At 59.6% G+C, this 15,834-nt stretch carries 18 protein-coding genes; 6 read left to right on the forward strand and 12 right to left on the reverse strand.

What is annotated here, in order from left to right:
* Nucleotides 1-119 precede the first annotated feature (119 nt).
* From purF to AC2FJ6_RS01900, 3 genes are all read left to right on the forward strand, one after another.
* Complete coding sequence (gene purF, locus AC2FJ6_RS01890) at nt 120-1,646, forward strand: amidophosphoribosyltransferase (protein WP_170774364.1); 1,527 nt, start codon at nt 120-122, stop codon at nt 1,644-1,646.
* A gap of 264 nt (nt 1,647-1,910) precedes the next feature.
* Nucleotides 1,911-2,159 (forward strand): hypothetical protein, encoded by a 249-nt coding sequence (locus AC2FJ6_RS01895; RefSeq protein WP_170774366.1) that lies wholly within the window; start codon nt 1,911-1,913, stop codon nt 2,157-2,159.
* 42 nt (nt 2,160-2,201) lie between these two features.
* A complete protein-coding gene (locus AC2FJ6_RS01900) occupies nt 2,202-2,846 on the forward strand; it encodes an SDR family NAD(P)-dependent oxidoreductase (RefSeq protein WP_170774368.1) in 645 nt (214 codons plus the stop codon).
* Nucleotides 2,847-2,909: 63 nt separating this feature from the next.
* On the opposite strand, the gene AC2FJ6_RS01905 is transcribed toward AC2FJ6_RS01900, so the two are convergent.
* The 4 genes from AC2FJ6_RS01905 to AC2FJ6_RS01920 all read right to left on the reverse strand — a co-directional run bounded on the left by AC2FJ6_RS01905 (nt 2,910) and on the right by AC2FJ6_RS01920 (nt 5,413).
* On the reverse strand, nt 2,910-3,752 hold the full coding sequence (locus AC2FJ6_RS01905) for an ATP-binding protein (RefSeq protein WP_480874111.1): 843 nt from the start codon (nt 3,750-3,752) through the stop codon (nt 2,910-2,912).
* 111 nt (nt 3,753-3,863) lie between these two features.
* Nucleotides 3,864-4,736: a twin-arginine translocase subunit TatC gene (gene tatC / locus AC2FJ6_RS01910; protein WP_170774372.1), complete on the reverse strand. Its 873-nt coding sequence runs from the start codon at nt 4,734-4,736 to the stop codon at nt 3,864-3,866.
* Nucleotides 4,733-5,191 (reverse strand): Sec-independent protein translocase protein TatB, encoded by a 459-nt coding sequence (tatB, locus tag AC2FJ6_RS01915; RefSeq protein ID WP_170774374.1) that lies wholly within the window; start codon nt 5,189-5,191, stop codon nt 4,733-4,735. The genes tatC and tatB overlap by 4 nt, the downstream gene beginning before the upstream one ends.
* Nucleotides 5,192-5,197: 6 nt before the next feature.
* Complete coding sequence (locus AC2FJ6_RS01920) at nt 5,198-5,413, reverse strand: twin-arginine translocase TatA/TatE family subunit (RefSeq protein ID WP_170354368.1); 216 nt, start codon at nt 5,411-5,413, stop codon at nt 5,198-5,200.
* Nucleotides 5,414-5,632: 219 nt separating this feature from the next.
* Here AC2FJ6_RS01920 and AC2FJ6_RS01925 point away from each other — a divergent pair, with 219 nt between their 5' ends.
* Together AC2FJ6_RS01925 and AC2FJ6_RS01930 are read left to right on the forward strand one after the other, a co-directional pair.
* A complete protein-coding gene (locus AC2FJ6_RS01925; RefSeq protein WP_170774376.1) occupies nt 5,633-5,938 on the forward strand; it encodes a hypothetical protein in 306 nt (101 codons plus the stop codon).
* Nucleotides 5,939-5,959: 21 nt separating this feature from the next.
* On the forward strand, nt 5,960-6,631 hold the full coding sequence (locus AC2FJ6_RS01930; protein WP_170774378.1) for a helix-turn-helix transcriptional regulator: 672 nt from the start codon (nt 5,960-5,962) through the stop codon (nt 6,629-6,631).
* A gap of 61 nt (nt 6,632-6,692) precedes the next feature.
* On the opposite strand, the gene AC2FJ6_RS01935 is transcribed toward AC2FJ6_RS01930, so the two are convergent.
* From AC2FJ6_RS01935 to AC2FJ6_RS01970, 8 genes are all read right to left on the reverse strand, one after another.
* The gene (locus AC2FJ6_RS01935; RefSeq protein WP_170774381.1) at nt 6,693-7,853 is read right to left on the reverse strand and encodes a M23 family metallopeptidase; all 1,161 of its coding nucleotides are present in this window, start codon (nt 7,851-7,853) and stop codon (nt 6,693-6,695) included.
* 63 nt (nt 7,854-7,916) lie between these two features.
* On the reverse strand, nt 7,917-8,567 hold the full coding sequence (locus tag AC2FJ6_RS01940) for a protein-L-isoaspartate(D-aspartate) O-methyltransferase (RefSeq protein ID WP_170774383.1): 651 nt from the start codon (nt 8,565-8,567) through the stop codon (nt 7,917-7,919).
* Complete coding sequence (surE, locus tag AC2FJ6_RS01945; RefSeq protein ID WP_170774385.1) at nt 8,564-9,346, reverse strand: 5'/3'-nucleotidase SurE; 783 nt, start codon at nt 9,344-9,346, stop codon at nt 8,564-8,566. The genes AC2FJ6_RS01940 and surE overlap by 4 nt, the downstream gene beginning before the upstream one ends.
* 121 nt (nt 9,347-9,467) lie before the next feature.
* A complete protein-coding gene (locus AC2FJ6_RS01950; protein ID WP_170774388.1) occupies nt 9,468-10,553 on the reverse strand; it encodes an ABC transporter ATP-binding protein in 1,086 nt (361 codons plus the stop codon).
* 80 nt (nt 10,554-10,633) lie between these two features.
* Nucleotides 10,634-11,692 carry a methyltransferase domain-containing protein gene (locus AC2FJ6_RS01955; RefSeq protein ID WP_170774390.1) on the reverse strand — a complete coding sequence of 353 codons (1,059 nt, stop codon included), beginning with the start codon at nt 11,690-11,692 and terminating at the stop codon, nt 10,634-10,636.
* 87 nt (nt 11,693-11,779) lie between these two features.
* A complete protein-coding gene (locus AC2FJ6_RS01960) occupies nt 11,780-12,889 on the reverse strand; it encodes a YhaZ family DNA alkylation repair protein (protein WP_170774392.1) in 1,110 nt (369 codons plus the stop codon).
* A gap of 3 nt (nt 12,890-12,892) precedes the next feature.
* Entirely contained in the window at nt 12,893-13,672 is a 780-nt protein-coding gene (locus AC2FJ6_RS01965) for an SDR family oxidoreductase (RefSeq protein ID WP_170774394.1), read from the reverse strand.
* Nucleotides 13,673-13,745: 73 nt separating this feature from the next.
* On the reverse strand, nt 13,746-14,108 hold the full coding sequence (locus AC2FJ6_RS01970; RefSeq protein ID WP_170774396.1) for a nuclear transport factor 2 family protein: 363 nt from the start codon (nt 14,106-14,108) through the stop codon (nt 13,746-13,748).
* Between the two features lie 109 nt (nt 14,109-14,217).
* Between AC2FJ6_RS01970 and AC2FJ6_RS01975 the strand changes: the two genes are divergently transcribed.
* Complete coding sequence (locus AC2FJ6_RS01975) at nt 14,218-15,822, forward strand: peptide chain release factor 3 (RefSeq protein WP_170774398.1); 1,605 nt, start codon at nt 14,218-14,220, stop codon at nt 15,820-15,822.
* Nucleotides 15,823-15,834 lie beyond the last annotated feature (12 nt).

Below are 15,834 nucleotides of genomic sequence, written 5' to 3' on the forward strand. Positions count from 1 at the left end.
CGTTGCGGCAAGGGTGCGACTGTATCCACAGGCAAGCCAGCGGCTTTGAACAGGGCAAGCGCCCCGATGTTTCTCAACCTGCCGTCAATCGCTACGTCATAGAAAGTTGGAGCCCGTACATGTGTGGGATTTTGGGGATCGCAAGCCGAACGCATGATGTGTTTGCGGAAATCTATGACGGGCTGCTGATGTTGCAGCACCGGGGTCAGGATGCCTCGGGGATCGTCACCTATAACGGCGAATTCTTCCGCGAGAAGAAAGCCAATGGTCTGGTCAAGGACGTCTTCAACGCCAAGGATGCGGAAACCCTGCTGGGCAAGGTGGGCATCGGCCATGTGCGTTATCCAACCGCCGGATCGCTGAGCGCAGCCGAGGCGCAGCCGTTTTTCGTGAACGCCCCATATGGCATCTATCTGGTCCATAACGGCAACATCACCAACACGGCCGAACAGCGTGAGAAAGTGACCGGCAAATACAGCCGCCACCTGCGTACCACCTCGGACTCCGAGATTCTGCTGAATGTGCTGGCAGACAAGGTGGCTGATGCGATCAAGGTCAACGGCAATGCCGATCCGATCCGCAACATCTTTGCCGGTGTGAAGATGACCATGGAGCGTATTCAGGGCGCCTATTCGGTGATTTGTCTGATTGCCGGTGTCGGCATGCTGGCGTTCCGCGACCCGCACGGGATTCGCCCCTTGTCCGTCGCGGTCCGAGAATCGGATGTGGATGGTGACGATTTTGCCTTTGCGTCCGAGGATGTGGCCTTTGGCATCAACGGTTTTGACAAACTGCGCGACCTGCGCCCCGGCGAGGCAATCCTGATCGATCTCGACGGCAACAAGCATGAGTTTCAGGCCGTCGAAGGCAAGCTGACGCCTTGTATTTTTGAATATGTCTACCTCGCCCGTCCGGATTCGCTGTTGGATGGGGTCTCCGTCTACAAAACCCAGATGCGCATGGGGCAGACTCTGGCCAAGCAGATCCAGGACTCAGGGCTTGAGATCGACCGGATCATTCCCGTCCCCGACAGCGCCCGCCCTGTGGCGCTTGAGGCCGCAAAGATCACCGGTATTCCCTACCGTGAAGGGTTGGTGAAGAACCGATATGTCGGCCGAACCTTCATCATGCCCGGTCAGGAAGAACGCCAGAAATCGGTGCGCCGCAAGCTGAATGCGGTCCCGTTGGAGTTCAAAGGTCACAACGTGCTACTGATCGACGATTCCATCGTTCGCGGCAACACGATCAAGAAGATCGTGCAAATGTGCCGCGAGGCTGGCGCGAAAAAAGTCTATATCGCCAGCGCCTCGCCGCCTGTGAAATATCCCAATGTCTATGGCATCGACATGCCCACCAAGCATGAACTGGTCGCCAACGGCAAAGAGATCGAAGAGATCCGGCAGGAACTGGGCGCAGATGCCCTGTTCTATCAAAAGTTGGACGACCTGATCTGGGCCGCCAAGGAAGGCAACCCCGAGATCGAGGCCTTTGATTGCTCGTGCTTTGACGGTAATTACATCACCGGCAGCGTCAGCGACGATTATCTGGACAGCCTGGAAAACAGCACCCGCGTCAGCAAAAAGCGCGAGGACATGCAGGTGCCGGGCGGGTCTTGGAACGCCACGAAATTGGCGTCGGGTTCATAAATCCAGCGAATCAGAAGCGCGGAAAAGCTCGGATCTTAGTGTCGGTCCGGGCGTTTTTGTCAGATGCAGCGCCGGGGGCAAAATTTTCTGACACACAACTCTCTGGCGAAGGAAACGCAATCGCAATGGGTTCGCAGACCCACGCGAAATTGTGAGAAAACCAGCGAGCACCGCCGCCTTTCGTTTCATCTGCTCATTTGCTAGGCCGCTGCCACCACTCACTCAGACATAAGGGGGTGGGGCCCTTCGCCCCTGCCGCAAACCATGCCAAATTCCACCGTCGAAAGCGCGGCTACGCAGAAGGACGCGCTAAAGAAAAGTTCGGTCGCCCTGTTGGGCGTGTTCGGGCCCAAAACCGAGCTACGTGCGCTGATGCGCCTGTCCTCGGGTCGGGTCAAAGAGGTCAAACCGGGTAGCCGCGTTGCCTCGAGCACCGTCGTAGCCATTGATGCCGAAGGGATCATGCTGCGACAAAGCGGCCAGACCCAGCGGATCGCCATCCCCGGTCGCTAATCCTGTCTTGACGGCTTGCGCGCAGGGGTTCAAACCCCACCCATGACCGATCAGACTAAAATTGCCCTCATCACCGGGGCGTCTCGGGGCCTGGGTGCTGCCCTGGCCGAGGCGCTGGCCCCCGAATACCACATCGTTGCTGTTGCCCGCACCACCGGTGGGCTGGAAGAGTTGGACGACCGCATTCAGGCCAAGGGCGGCGCGGCCACGCTGGCGCCCATGGACATCGCCGACCCGAACGCCATGGCAACCTTGTGCCGGGGCATTCACGATCGCTGGGGCAAGGTGGACCTATGGCTGCATACCGCCATCCACACCTCGGCCCTGACGCCTACGCACTTCATCGATCCCAAGGAATGGGCGAAGGCTTTGAACACCAACGCGACGGCGACCTCAGTTCTGATCCCCTATGTCGCGCCTTTGTTGGGCGAGTGCGGTCAAGCTGTGTTTTTCGACGACCCCAAGGCGGGAGAGAAATTCTATGGCATCTACGGTGCGACCAAGGGCGCACAGATGGCATTGGCGCGGAGTTGGCAGCTTGAGACCGAGCGTACTGGCCCGCGCGTGTCTATTGTCGAGCCCGCCCCCATGCCCACCGCCGTCCGCGCCCGGTTCCATCCCGGCGAGGACCGTGATGCTTTGACGAGCCCTGCGGATGAGGCGGCCCGGATTTTGGCGTCGCTATAGGGGAATGGCCCTTGCGGGCCATGCCTCTGGCAGGGATATTTTTAGCCAGATGAAGCGGGCGGATCAGCCGATATGGGTACCGGTGCGCCCGGCCAGATCGACGAAGAATTGCCACGCTACGCGGCCAGAACGTGCGCCGCGTGTGGCCTGCCATTCGATGGCTTCGGCGCGTAGGGTGTCGGGGGCGACGTTGACGCCATAGGCGGCGCAGTAGCGGTTGATCATGGCGAGGTATTCGTCCTGATCGCAGGGGTGGAAGCCCAGCCAAAGGCCGAAGCGGTCGGAGAGTGAGACTTTTTCCTCGACCGCCTCGGACGGGTTGATGGCGCTGGACCGTTCGTTTTCAATCATGTCGCGCGGCATCAGGTGACGGCGGTTCGAGGTGGCGTAGAAGACAACATTCTCCGGGCGGCCTTCGATACCACCGTCCAGCACCGCCTTGAGCGATTTGTAGTGTTGGTCATCATGGCTGAACGAAAGATCATCGCAGAACAGGATGAACCGATGCGGCGCGGCCCGCAGATGGTTTAGCAGACGCGCGACCGAGCCCATGTCCTCGCGCTGAAGTTCGACCAGTTTCAGATCGGGGTATTCATCTTGCAAGCTCCCATGGACCGCTTTGACAAGGCTGGACTTGCCCATACCCCGCGCACCCCAGAGCAACGCATTGTTTGCCTTATACCCAGCCGCAAAGCGCCGCGTGTTGTCCAACAGTGTGTCGCGCGAGCGGTTAATGCCTATCAGCAGGTCCAGATCGACCCGGTTGACCTTTGTCACCGGTTCCAGCCGGTCCGGGTCCACATGCCAGACGAAAGCCGGTGCCGCGCCGAAATCCGGGGCTGCCAAGGGGGCTGGAGCCATGCGCTCCAAGGCATCAGCAATGCGGTTCAGGGCTTGGTCATCCATCAGGGCCTCCGACTGTTTTGGGGTTCAAACCATGATCAGATGCAAGCGGCAAGGCCCATGCATGAAAAAGGCGCGCCACCAGTGAGCGCGCCTGATCAGGATTAAGCCGGCTTACTTGCTTTCTTCGTTCACGATATCGGCGTCCGCTTCTTCTTCGTCGTCATAGTAGCCGTCAGCGCGCAGCTGTTCTTCGCGCTTTTTCTCGACACGCGCTACGAGGAAGATCGAGATTTCGTACAGTCCATAGACCACCACGAACAAGATCACCTGAGTAATCACGTCGGGCGGTGTCACCAGCGCGGCAAGCACCAGAATGGCGACCACGGCGTATTTGCGAACCGATCCCAGACCTTCGGCCGTCACAAGCCCCGCCTTGCCCATCAGCGTCAGCAGAACCGGCAGTTGGAAGCACAGACCAAAGGCTACGATGAATTTGATCGTCAGGTTTAGATATTCCTGCGCCGAGCCCTGAAAGACCACGCTCAGCGGGGCAGCAACTGCGCCATCGGTCACGGCCTCGCCTTCGGCACCGAATTGCTGGAAGCCAAGGAAGAAGTCATAGGCCAGCGGTGTGACCACGTAGAAGGCAAAGCTGGCCCCCAACAGGAACATGAAGGGCGAGGCCAGCATGAACGGTAAAAACGCGTTCTTTTCGGATTTGTACAACCCAGGCGCCACGAACCGCCACATCTGCATCCCGATATAGGGAAAGGCCAGAATGAACCCGCCCAGCAGTGAGACTTTGATGGCCACAAAGAACCCTTCCTGCGGCGAGATGAAGATCAGCCCGCAATCCTGCCCGCGTTCAGCTAGAACGTCACACAAGGGGCGCGTCAGAAAGTTGAAAAGCGGCGTCGCCACAGTGAAACAGATGATCATCCCGATCAGAAACGCCACAACGCAGTGAATAAGCCGCGTGCGCAGTTCTGCCAGATGCTCGATCAATGGGGCCGAGCTGTCCTCGATCTCGTCGGTCTTGGTCATGTCTTGCTTTCGGATTTCAGCGCGGCCTCGGCCTCTTCGGCCTTGGCCAGAGCGTCAGCCGCCTCTTTCGCCTTGCGCTCGGCGGCGGCGCGCGCAGTCGAAGCCTGGATCTTCTTGGCTTGCTCTGCCCGTTCAGCCGCCAGTTTGCCGGTCTCGCTGTCGGGGTCGAACTTCGTCGGGTCGATGCTCTTGGCCAGATCCTGCGCGGCCTCTTTCACGCCATCCATGGCGCTGCCCACAGGGTTGGTGGCCGCGTTCAGGCCCTTCTTGATCTCATTGACACCCGCCTGGTCAGCAGCCTCGTTCATGGCGCTGGAAAACTCGCGCGCCATGCCGCGGGCCTTGCCGACAAACCGCCCCACATTGCGGAACAGCACCGGCAGGTCCTTTGGCCCTACAACGATCAGGGCAACAACGCCGATGACCAGAAGCTCGGTCCAGCCCAGATCAAACATCTGCGCTTAGGCCTTGTCTTTGTCGGTCTCGGGGGTGACGTCCTTGGCCATCTCGGACGCGTCCTGTTCCAGCTCATCCGCGCCTTCTTTGACGCCCTTCTTGAACGAGGTGATGCCTTTGCCCACTTCGCCCATCAGCGAGCTGATTTTGCCGCGGCCAAACAGAACCAGAACCACAACGGCGATCAGCAGCAGGCCGGGAAGGCCGATATTGTTAAGCATGTCTTGTCTCCTTCTACATCGACGCCACGCGTCGGGAATGTTGTTTGGCCATGTGTCTACGCCTGACGAGCGGTGGACAACAGTGCGCCAGATCAAATCCGCGTTCGAATTCGTTCCGTTCACGCGTTTTTTGGGCGCTGGATTTTCTCAACTGACAGGTTTATGTCAGTTGCACGCGACTAGGAAGAGATCATCGAAACCTGGTCAACGGAGATTGAAATGACCCATGTTGCCGAAATCGTCACCTTTTCGCTCGCAGACAGCACCACGCCCGAGGCGTTCGTGAAGCTCAGCCAATCCACCGAAGCCTTCGTGCGCGCGGCCCCCGGCTTTGCGCATCGACAGCTGAGCCAAGGCGAGGATGGCCGCTGGACCGACTATGTGGTCTGGACCGACATGAAAGCCGCACAGAATGCCGCCGCGCAGTTCCCACAACAAGACTTCGCCGCTGCCTTGATGACGGCGATCAAACCCGACAGCATCCAGATGCGTCACGAGAAAGTGCTATGGAACATGATTGCTTAAACACGGTTCGGACAGCGTGACATGCGCCGCACGGATCGTCTGTTCGATATCATCCAGATCCTGCGCGATGGCAAACTGCACCGCGCGCAGGACATCGCGGACCGGCTCGAGGTGTCGGTCCGCACGATCTATCGCGACATGGACACGCTGGTCGCCTCCGGCGTCCCGGTCGAGGGCGAGCGCGGCGTCGGCTACATGGTGCGCGAACAGATCACCCTGCCCCCGGTAAACCTGACCCCAGCCGAGCTTGAGGCGCTGAACCTCGGCATGGCCATCGTGGCCCAAGCCGCCGACCCCGAGCTAAAAGCCGCCGCCGAGACGCTGGCCGACAAGATCGACGCCGTGCTGCCGACGCAAGTCGTCGCCGAAGCAGATACCTGGAAATTCGCCGTCTACCCCTTTGCCGATGCCGCGCGTGGACTGGCCCATATGGCCCCGATCCGCGCCGCCATAAAATCGCGCCAGAAACTGCACCTCAGCTACCGCCGGATCGACGGCACACTGACCGACCGCACAATCCGCCCTCTACACATGGAATATTGGGGGCGCGTTTGGACCCTCACCGCCTGGTGCGAGCTACGCCAGGGCTTCCGCGTCTTCCGCATCGACCTGATCGAAGCTGTCCAACCCCTGCCCGAACTCTTCACAGATGAACCCGGCAAACGCCTGAGCGACTTCGACCCCAAAGCGTGATCCGCCCTTCATCTGGTCAAAAATATCCCCGCCGGAGGCATGGCCCGGAACGGGCCAATTCCTATTTCAAAAACGGCTCGGGATCGACCGCTTCGAACCCTTTGCGAACCTCGAAATGGACATAGGCGTTGTCACCGTCCCGCAGGGCGGCAATCTTCTCACCACGACGCACCCGATCACCCTTTTTCACGGTGATACCGTCCACATTGGCATAAACAGTCAGCAGATCATTGTTGTGCTTGATCACAATGATCGGAACCTGATCTGCATCCGCAGTGATCGCCGCGACAGTGCCGCTATCGGCCGCTTTTACCGCGGTGCCCGGAGCTGCCGCGATGTCGATCCCCTCGTTCTTGCCTTTTTCATAGGTCCGAATGATCGAACCCGTCACCGGCAAACCCAGCGCCGAGTTGCTCTGAGACGTCGGCGCTTCCGCCGTCACATCCGGCGCGGACGGCGCTGCTACGACCTCTTCGTCAGGCAAAGGCTGGGTGGCACTTGGAGGCGTCGGCGTGGGTGAGCCTTCACCCGGCTGAGTCACATTTGTCGCCGGTTCCTCTGTCTGGCGTGGCGGCGTCAGGGTTTTAACCGGGATCAGCAAATACTGGCCTTCGCGAACGGTGAAATCGGAATCCAATCCGTTCCAATCGGCCAGTGCATCCACCGGCACGTCATAAAGGCGCGAAATCGTAAACGCGGTTTCCCCCCGCTTGACCTGATGCCGGATGGGCTCCGGCCCCGAGGCCACTGGTGCAGGCGCTGCCAGCGGCTGCGCAGGCGCAAGTGTCGAGGTACGCACAGACCCATCAGTTGGCGCCTCATCAATTGCAGTCCCGGCAATCGTGGCAATATCGACATTGCCCGACGACGCACTGACCGCACGCGGCAACGCGATCACCTCGCCATCCCGCAACGTATCGGTCGGCTTCAAACCGTTGAATACGGCCAGTTCCCCTTCGGGCAATCCGACCCGCGCCGCCACGTCGCTGACCTTGTCGCCGCGCCGAGCGATGGCGACTTGGTAGGTGGGATAAGTAATGACCCCGCGTGCATCGGGCGCAGGGCGCCTTGTGGTGGCCGATTGCGCCGCGTCAGCGGTCGAAAACCCGCCTACCTGACCGCGCAGATCATAGTCCAGCGGGCCTTCACACCCGGCCAGAACCACCATTGCCACCATGCCGCTTGCGCAGCGGAGCGTCGCTGATTTGGAAACTGCTCTCATTTTACCGTCCTCATCACCTGCCCCTGTTGACCGGGGTTCGGGTGGGTTCCTCAGAATAAACTTCTACGCCTCGTCTTTTCCCAGCCCTTCCAGCAAGGGCACGAAACGAACAGGCAACAATTCGTCATAGTCCAGGCCGGTTTCGGTCCGTCGCACACGGATCAGAGTTTGAACCGCATCCGACTGCCCCACCGGCAATACCATGATACCGCCGATTTTGAGCTGCGCCAAGAGCGGGCCCGGAGGGTCCTCAGCCGCAGCGGTCACAATGATACGATCAAACGGCGCCTGTTCAGGCAAACCAAATGAGCCGTCCGTCAACATCGCGGTCACATTGGTCAGACCCAGCTCGCGGAACAACGCGCCGGTTTCCCGCACCAGTCGCTTGTGACGCTCAACTGTGTAGACCCGGCGGGCCAACTTGGACAGGATAGCCGCCTGATAGCCCGACCCGGTCCCGATCTCGAGCACAGTATCGCGTGGCCCCACATCCAGCGCCTGCGTCATCAGCCCCACGACCGACGGCTGGCTGATCGTCTGCCCGCAAGCAATCGGCAACGGCGTGTCCTCATAGGCGCGCTCGGCAAACAGGCCCCTGACGAACTGGCCCCGGTCGATCTGTTCCATCGCCGCCAACACACGCTTGTCTGTCACGCCACGTGACCGAAGCGCAAACAGGAACTGCATCTTGGTTTCTGCACTCAAGCCCGTCATTCGATCGACTTCAAGGTCTCAAGCGTGTCATGCGCTGTCAGGTCCGCACGCATCGGCGTGACCGAGATATAGCCCGCCAGATTGACCGCCGCATCCGTCCCGGGCGCGGTCGGATTGTGCTGATAGCCGCCCTTGATCCACAAGAACCGCCGCCCTGAGGGCGAGCTGTGTGGTTCGACCGAGAAATGCGTGTCACGGCGAAAGCCCTGCGGCGCCACGCGGGTGCCCAGCACCTCATCTGCGGGAACGGGCGGGAAATTCACGTTATAAAACAGGCGGTAATCGCCCTGCTCGGCCGGGGTCGCGTCCAAGATCTTGCGCACAAGATCCGCCCCAAACCGGGCGGCGGCCTCGAACGGGTCGTCCAGCCCCAGATTGCGCGGGCCAAAGTATTGCGACAAGGCTATCGCAGGGACACCCTGCAAAGCGGCTTCCATCGCGCCACCGATCGTTCCGGAATAGAGCGTATTTTCGGCCGAGTTATTGCCCCGGTTCACCCCGGACAACACCAGATCGGGCAGTGCATCCTTCATCACATCATGCAGACCGGCCAGCACGCAATCGGCGGGCGAGCCCTCGGCGGCATAGCGACGTTCACCCAGCTTGGCGACCATCATCGGATGGGTATAGCTGATGCAATGGCCCACGCCGGATTGCTCGAATGCTGGCGCAACGACCCAGACTTCTCCGTCGGGCCCAGCAAGCTGGGCGGCGATTGCCTCAAGCGTGATCAGGCCCGGTGCATTGATGCCATCATCATTGGTCAGAAGAATACGCATATGCCCCATCCATCCCTGCGTTTCTCCCTTGATAGACCCGGCCCCGCGCCTCGGCAAGCGAAGCGCACGCGCAATCTGCGGCATTCGCGCACCAGTTGGGTCTAAAATGCCACGTCAGGCATTATTCGGGGAAAACAAAGCACCGGTCGCGGCGAATGGTCAGCCACATAACGCGCCCCGGCTGCGGCACAAAGACATTCGGCACCGTGGCCTTCAAGATCGAACCGTCATAGTCCATGCGGAACTCAACCAGGCTTTCATTGCCCAGAAAGCGCGCCCGCTGGACCACGCCACGGGCGGCCACCCCATCAGTCGGTGTGGGCAGCGGTCCTTTGCCGTTTCGGTCGAAATCCAGTTTGACGTGCTGCGGGCGGAAGACGATCTCAACGTCCGTGCCGTCAGGTACACCCGGCGCAAGAAACTGGCCGAATGGCGTTTCCGCCAGAGCTCCGTTAACTTGCGCCTTCAACACATTGACATCACTGAAGAATGCAACCGCCGCTTTATCCGCTGGCCGGGTATAGACATTATAGGGCGCGCCTTGCTGCACGATCTTACCACGCCGCATCAGGGCAATCTCATCGGCCATGCGCATCGCCTCTTCCGGCTCATGCGTCACCAAAACCACAGCGGCGTCTTCTTCTTTGAGAATTGCCAGCGTTTCATCCCGGATACCGTCGCGCAGACGATTGTCCAGCCCCGAGAACGGCTCGTCCATCAACATGATCCGGGGACGCGGCGCCAAAGCCCGCGCCAGTGCGACCCGCTGTTGTTCGCCGCCTGACAGATGATGCGGATAGCTGTCGATGAAACGCATCAGATCGACCTTGGTCAGCAATTCTTCGACCCGCGCGCGTTTTTCGTCCTTGTGGCCCTTCAGACCAAAAGCCACGTTGTCGGCCACGCTTAGATGGGGAAACAGGGCAAAGTCCTGAAACATTAGCCCAATCTCGCGCCGCTCGGGCGGGACACGAAACACCGTGTCGCAGATCAGCTTGCCATCCACATAAATCTGGCCGGACTCCTGCATCTCGACCCCGGCGATCATACGCAGCGTGGTCGACTTGCCGCAGCCCGACGGGCCTAGCAAACACGTCACCTGCCCCGCCTGAACACTAAGCGAGACGTCATCCACCACAACGCGCCCTTCATACCGGGCGACCAGATTGCGGATTTCCAGACGTGGAGGAGTTGAATTCACTGTCACCGAAGGACCCCGTTGCCTTTCCCGATCAATTTCATCGGGCTTAGGCGGGGATAGCAACCCCGCCCGTCAGGCGCAAGCGGTCAGCAGCACCCGCCCGAGGCGGCCTCACCGGTGCTGACACCAGTGGCTTCAAATGGGCTTTCCCCTCCACAACCTTCGAAGATGCCATAATGGGTCGAGAAATCGCCGATAAACTCGAAATGGCGCGCAAATCGCGTGTCTTTCAGCATCATCCAGGTGTTGCCGCAGACCGGAAAGACCTTGCCTGCTTCGATCGCATGGTGGTCATCCAGTTCGAACAGATGCGGCGCGTGGGGGATCGTGCCCTTGTAGATCACCGCTTGGCCGTAATCCTCGCAGGCCGGTTCCAGTTCGGTCAGTTTGAACAGACGATACGTGGCCGACAAGAAGCTCAAGGGCGCAACGCGCTCTTCCAGCACCGGGTTTTCGATGGTCAGCGGGCGATGCGTCACCCGGCGCGGGTCGGCAAACCCGGCCTTGCGCGAGATCGACAAGAAGTCATTCCAATAAAGCGCGCCCGACAGGCACTCCCCATACAGAACCTCATCCTCGGCCATGGCGGCGGGGATGCGGCGGTCGGCATAGACGTCCGAGAAATACATCTCGCCGCCCTCTTTCAGCAGACGCTGCGCGCCGCGCAGAACGGCCTCTTTATCGGTGACCAGGTTGATCACGCAGTTCGAGACGATGATGTCGAAGGATCCGGGCTCAAGGTCCAACTCGTCCAGCTTTTCGATATAGCCGTGGTGGAATTCCACATTCGACGCGCCATGACCGAAGGCTTGCGCGTGATAATCCTGATGGGCGCGGGCTACATCAAGCTGCTCTGGCGTCATATCCACACCGACCACACGGCCATTTTCGCCGACCATCGCGGACAGAGCATAGACGTCGCGCCCGGCACCGCAGCCCAGATCAAGGATGCTCATCCCTTCCAGATCCAGCGGTGCGATCAGACCGCAGCCATAATAGCGCGTCAGCACATCATCATGAATTTTTGAGAGAATTTTCTTTACATGATCCGGCATGTCATCGGGTGTACAGCAGGCATTGGTCTGCAAATCCGCGCTGCTTTGAAGGACATCGCCGTAATAATTCTGCACCGATTCATGCTTCATCGAACCTATCCCCTGTGTTTGGTTAGGGATCAGCTAATGCAGCAAGCGCCCTCGCGCAATCCGCACATGTGCGATTTTACAAAAGCGTTACTCTAGCAGTTGGAAGTCCACGCCCGCACGCACATGTCCGTTCACCTGAACCTCAAGCCGGTGCGGACCCGGCACCAGTTTGAACGTGGTGGCATTGCCCTTCAGCTTGTGGGTCTTGCTAAGCGTCAGAGCGCCATCGCGCAGCGCGGTCTGTTTCAACTTATGCACCTTGGCCGAGGTTTTTCCGCCAGAGCGTTGAAAGTGAATGATATAATCAATCAATACAGGCTGATCCCCGGTCCCGCCAAGGGATACATCGAAGGTCAACGCTCCTCCGATTCTGGCCTCATCGTTGACCTGAATGTCGGCCGAGATCGCCGCATCAGGATCAAACCCAAGCATCTTCATCGCACCGGGATGGCCGGATTTCACCAGTCCGCGTAGGGTGTGGCTAGTCATCCAACGCAACTCATCCGCATCCTGACCGCCCTCGCGCCATTGCAGTAAACGGTCCAGCACCAGATCGGGGTCTTTCTTGGTGATATCGTTCAGATGGTTCGCCACCGACCGCGTCACGTATCGCGTCGGATCTCTGTGCAGGCGATCCAGCAAAGGCAACGGGTCGGTCAGTTCCAGGCCCACCGCCTGCCCCCATGGCAAACGCGGGCGAGTGCCTTCGCTGACCAAGCGCCGCACATGATAGCTGTCATGCGCGCACCACGCCTGCATCCTGTCCAGCACCTTGTCCTGATGGGCGTTCAGGAACGGGCGAATGGCCCATTCCATCGAGAATCTCTGCGTCAGTTCCTCAAGCACGTCCAATGCCAGATCGGGATGGGCGAGGCCAACGGCCACTACCCAATCGCCCAAGGGTGCAAAGATGAAATCACCGAAATCATCATCTGTCTTTGACGGGTCCAGCGGCGGTGGCAGCGCACTTAACAGCCTAGGCGCAATGTCCGGCAGCGCGCCGGGGATGGCCTGTTGAAGGCAGTCGGCTATCCACGCCATGCGCTCTTTCAATTCCAGATCCAGCAGGCGGGACATGACCTGAACCTCGAACACCTCTGCCTCGAAAGCGGGGTCGGCCGCCGAAAAAAGCCCCGCCAGATAGCGGGTCTTTTCTGCATTAAACAGCTGGTCTTTCAGTGAAAAATTCTGCGCCATCGCCTACATCGTCAAATTGGTTCCGCCACCGTCCAGTAGGATGTTCTGGCCCACGATAAAGCCCGCATGTTGCGAACACAGAAAGGCGCAGGCAGCCCCAAATTCCTGCCGTGTGCCATAGCGGCGCGCAGGGATCGTGGCGGCGCGCTCTGCACGGGCGTCTTCCATCGAGATGTTCTTTTGCAGCGAAACCGCACTATCTAGGGACTCCGCGCGGTCAGTGGCGTGGATACCCGGCAGCAGATTGTTGATTGTCACCCCTTGCGGGGCTACCTGCCGCGCGGTTCCCGCGACGTAGCCGGTCAACCCAGTCCGCGCCGCGTTCGACAGGCCGAGCACGGCAATCGGCGCGCGCACCGATTGCGAAGTGATATTGACCACACGCCCCCAGCCCTTTTCCATCATCCCCGGCAACAACGCCTTCATGAAAGCAATCGGTGTCAGCATGTTGGCATCCAGCGCTTTGATGAAGTCTTCACGCTCCCAATCCGACCACATACCCGGAGGCGGACCGCCCGCATTTGTCACAAGGATATCAACACCCTGTGCGGCTTCGGTCACCTGCGCCTGCCCCTCGGTCGAGGTCACATCACAGGCCACCGTCTGAACATCAACGCGATAGGTGTCCCGCAAGCGCGCGGCTTCGGCCTCAAGCGCCTCGGCTCCGCGGGCGTTCATCACCAGATTGACACCGGCCTCGGCCAAAGCTTCGGCACAGCCCAGACCCAAACCCTTGCTGCTGGCACAGACCAGCGCGCGTTTTCCTTTAATACCTAGATCCATCTGATCCTCCCCATCTGTTATTGTTGCCATGTCTAGCACCGGCCAGACGGAGAAGACCAGATTTCAAGCAATATCAGTAAAAGAACTCTTCCCGAACGATCTTGCCATTTGCGACGTGATAGACACCAACTTCTTTCATATCAAAGGCTTCACCGGTCTCTTTTACCTTACCTTGGACCTCGAAGATCACAGCAAAACGGTCTTCACCATGGGGCATCGGGTCGCTGACCGAGGCACCGGAAACCTCATGCGCGCCTTCCCACCATTCATGTTTGCCCCGGATCGCGTCGCGACCGTGGGTTTCGCGGCCCATATCCATGAAATCCTGCGCTTCGACCGAGACGGCATCCTCAGCATAGAGTTTCTCAAGATTTTCCTTGGCGCGGTCCTCGCGGCAACCTGCGACCAGCTCGTCGGCAATCTCTTTCAAATTCATTGTCTCTCTCCACTATTTGTTCACTATATGTTCTTATTGCCATAGGTGTATGGCTCGAACCACCCCCTTTGTCTTGCCTCGGCAAGATTCCCCGCCTATACGCGCGATTATGCTTGATACCTCGAACCAACCCACCCTGCCGCCCGAGATCGCCCGTCGCCGGACCTTCGCGATCATCTCGCACCCTGATGCGGGCAAAACGACGCTGACGGAAAAGTTCCTGCTTTATGGCGGCGCGATCCAGATGGCCGGTCAGGTGCGCGCCAAGGGTGAGGCGCGGCGCACGCGCTCGGATTTCATGCAGATGGAGAAGGATCGCGGTATCTCGGTTTCCGCCTCGGCCATGTCGTTTGATTATGGGAACTTCCGGTTCAATCTGGTGGACACGCCCGGCCACAGCGATTTCTCGGAAGATACCTATCGCACTCTGACTGCCGTGGACGCCGCCGTCATGGTAATCGACGGCGCGAAAGGTGTGGAAAGCCAGACGCAGAAACTGTTCGAGGTTTGCCGCCTGCGCGATCTGCCGATCCTGACCTTCTGTAACAAGATGGACCGCGAAAGCCGCGATACGTTCGAGATCATTGACGAGATTCAGGAAATGCTGGCCATCGACGTCACGCCCGCCGCGTGGCCGATTGGCGTGGGTCGCGATTTCATCGGCTGCTATGACATGCTGCGCGACCGGCTGGAACTGATGGACCGCGCCGACCGCAACAAGGTAGCCGAGAGCATTCAGATCGACGGTCTGGATGACCCGAAACTAGCCGAACATGTTCCCGAGCACTTGCTTGAGAAACTGCTGGAAGAGGTCGAGATGGCGCGCGAATTGCTGCCCGCGCTGGACCCGCAGGCGGTTCTTGAGGGGCATATGACCCCCATCTGGTTCGGTTCGGCGATCAACTCGTTCGGTGTCAAAGAACTGATGGAGGGCATCGGCGCTTACGGCCCGCAGCCGCAAGTGCAATCGGCCGAACCACGTCAGATCGCGCCGGATGAAAAGAAGGTCGCAGGCTTTGTCTTCAAGGTTCAGGCCAATATGGACCCCAAGCACCGCGACCGGGTGGCCTTTGTACGGATGGCCTCGGGCCATTTCAAACGCGGCATGAAACTGACCCATGTGCGGTCCAAGAAGCCCATGGCAATCTCGAACCCGGTGCTGTTTCTGGCCTCGGATCGCGAACTAGCGGATGAAGCATGGGCCGGTGACATCATCGGCATCCCCAACCATGGCCAGTTGCGCATCGGCGACACGCTGACCGAAGGTGAGGCGCTGCGCGTGACCGGCATCCCGTCCTTCGCGCCGGAATTGCTGCAAGGCGTGCGTGCGGGCGACCCGATGAAGGCCAAGCACCTGGAAAAGGCACTCATGCAATTTGCCGAGGAAGGCGCAGCCAAGGTGTTCAAACCCTCGATTGGGTCGGGCTTTATCGTGGGTGTCGTCGGCGCGCTGCAATTCGAAGTGCTCGCCAGCCGGATCGAGATGGAATACGGCCTGCCTGTGCGGTTCGAGGCGTCTCAGTTCACATCCGCCCGCTGGGTCAGTGGTGACAAGGTGGCGGTGGACAAGTTCGTCAACGCCAACAAGCAGCACATCGCGCATGATCATGACGGCGACACCGTCTACCTGACACGTCTGCAATGGGATATCGACCGGGTGGTCCGGGACTATCCTGACCTGACCCTGACTGCGACCAAGGAAATGATGACGTGACCGGCCAAAGGG

Source organism: Ruegeria sp. CDSA089 (genome assembly GCF_059612205.1).

Coding starts and splice junctions, on each gene's coding strand:
- purF (WP_170774364.1), top strand. CDS start 120: ATGTGTGGGATTTTGGGGATCGCAAGCCGAACGCATGATGTGTTTGCG.
- AC2FJ6_RS01895 (WP_170774366.1), top strand. CDS start 1,911: ATGCCAAATTCCACCGTCGAAAGCGCGGCTACGCAGAAGGACGCGCTA.
- AC2FJ6_RS01900 (WP_170774368.1), top strand. CDS start 2,202: ATGACCGATCAGACTAAAATTGCCCTCATCACCGGGGCGTCTCGGGGC.
- AC2FJ6_RS01905 (WP_480874111.1), bottom strand. CDS start 3,752: ATGGATGACCAAGCCCTGAACCGCATTGCTGATGCCTTGGAGCGCATG.
- tatC (WP_170774372.1), bottom strand. CDS start 4,736: ATGACCAAGACCGACGAGATCGAGGACAGCTCGGCCCCATTGATCGAG.
- tatB (WP_170774374.1), bottom strand. CDS start 5,191: ATGTTTGATCTGGGCTGGACCGAGCTTCTGGTCATCGGCGTTGTTGCC.
- AC2FJ6_RS01920 (WP_170354368.1), bottom strand. CDS start 5,413: ATGCTTAACAATATCGGCCTTCCCGGCCTGCTGCTGATCGCCGTTGTG.
- AC2FJ6_RS01925 (WP_170774376.1), top strand. CDS start 5,633: ATGACCCATGTTGCCGAAATCGTCACCTTTTCGCTCGCAGACAGCACC.
- AC2FJ6_RS01930 (WP_170774378.1), top strand. CDS start 5,960: ATGCGCCGCACGGATCGTCTGTTCGATATCATCCAGATCCTGCGCGAT.
- AC2FJ6_RS01935 (WP_170774381.1), bottom strand. CDS start 7,853: ATGAGAGCAGTTTCCAAATCAGCGACGCTCCGCTGCGCAAGCGGCATG.
- AC2FJ6_RS01940 (WP_170774383.1), bottom strand. CDS start 8,567: ATGACGGGCTTGAGTGCAGAAACCAAGATGCAGTTCCTGTTTGCGCTT.
- surE (WP_170774385.1), bottom strand. CDS start 9,346: ATGCGTATTCTTCTGACCAATGATGATGGCATCAATGCACCGGGCCTG.
- AC2FJ6_RS01955 (WP_170774390.1), bottom strand. CDS start 11,692: ATGAAGCATGAATCGGTGCAGAATTATTACGGCGATGTCCTTCAAAGC.
- AC2FJ6_RS01960 (WP_170774392.1), bottom strand. CDS start 12,889: ATGGCGCAGAATTTTTCACTGAAAGACCAGCTGTTTAATGCAGAAAAG.
- AC2FJ6_RS01965 (WP_170774394.1), bottom strand. CDS start 13,672: ATGGATCTAGGTATTAAAGGAAAACGCGCGCTGGTCTGTGCCAGCAGC.
- AC2FJ6_RS01970 (WP_170774396.1), bottom strand. CDS start 14,108: ATGAATTTGAAAGAGATTGCCGACGAGCTGGTCGCAGGTTGCCGCGAG.
- AC2FJ6_RS01975 (WP_170774398.1), top strand. CDS start 14,218: ATGCTTGATACCTCGAACCAACCCACCCTGCCGCCCGAGATCGCCCGT.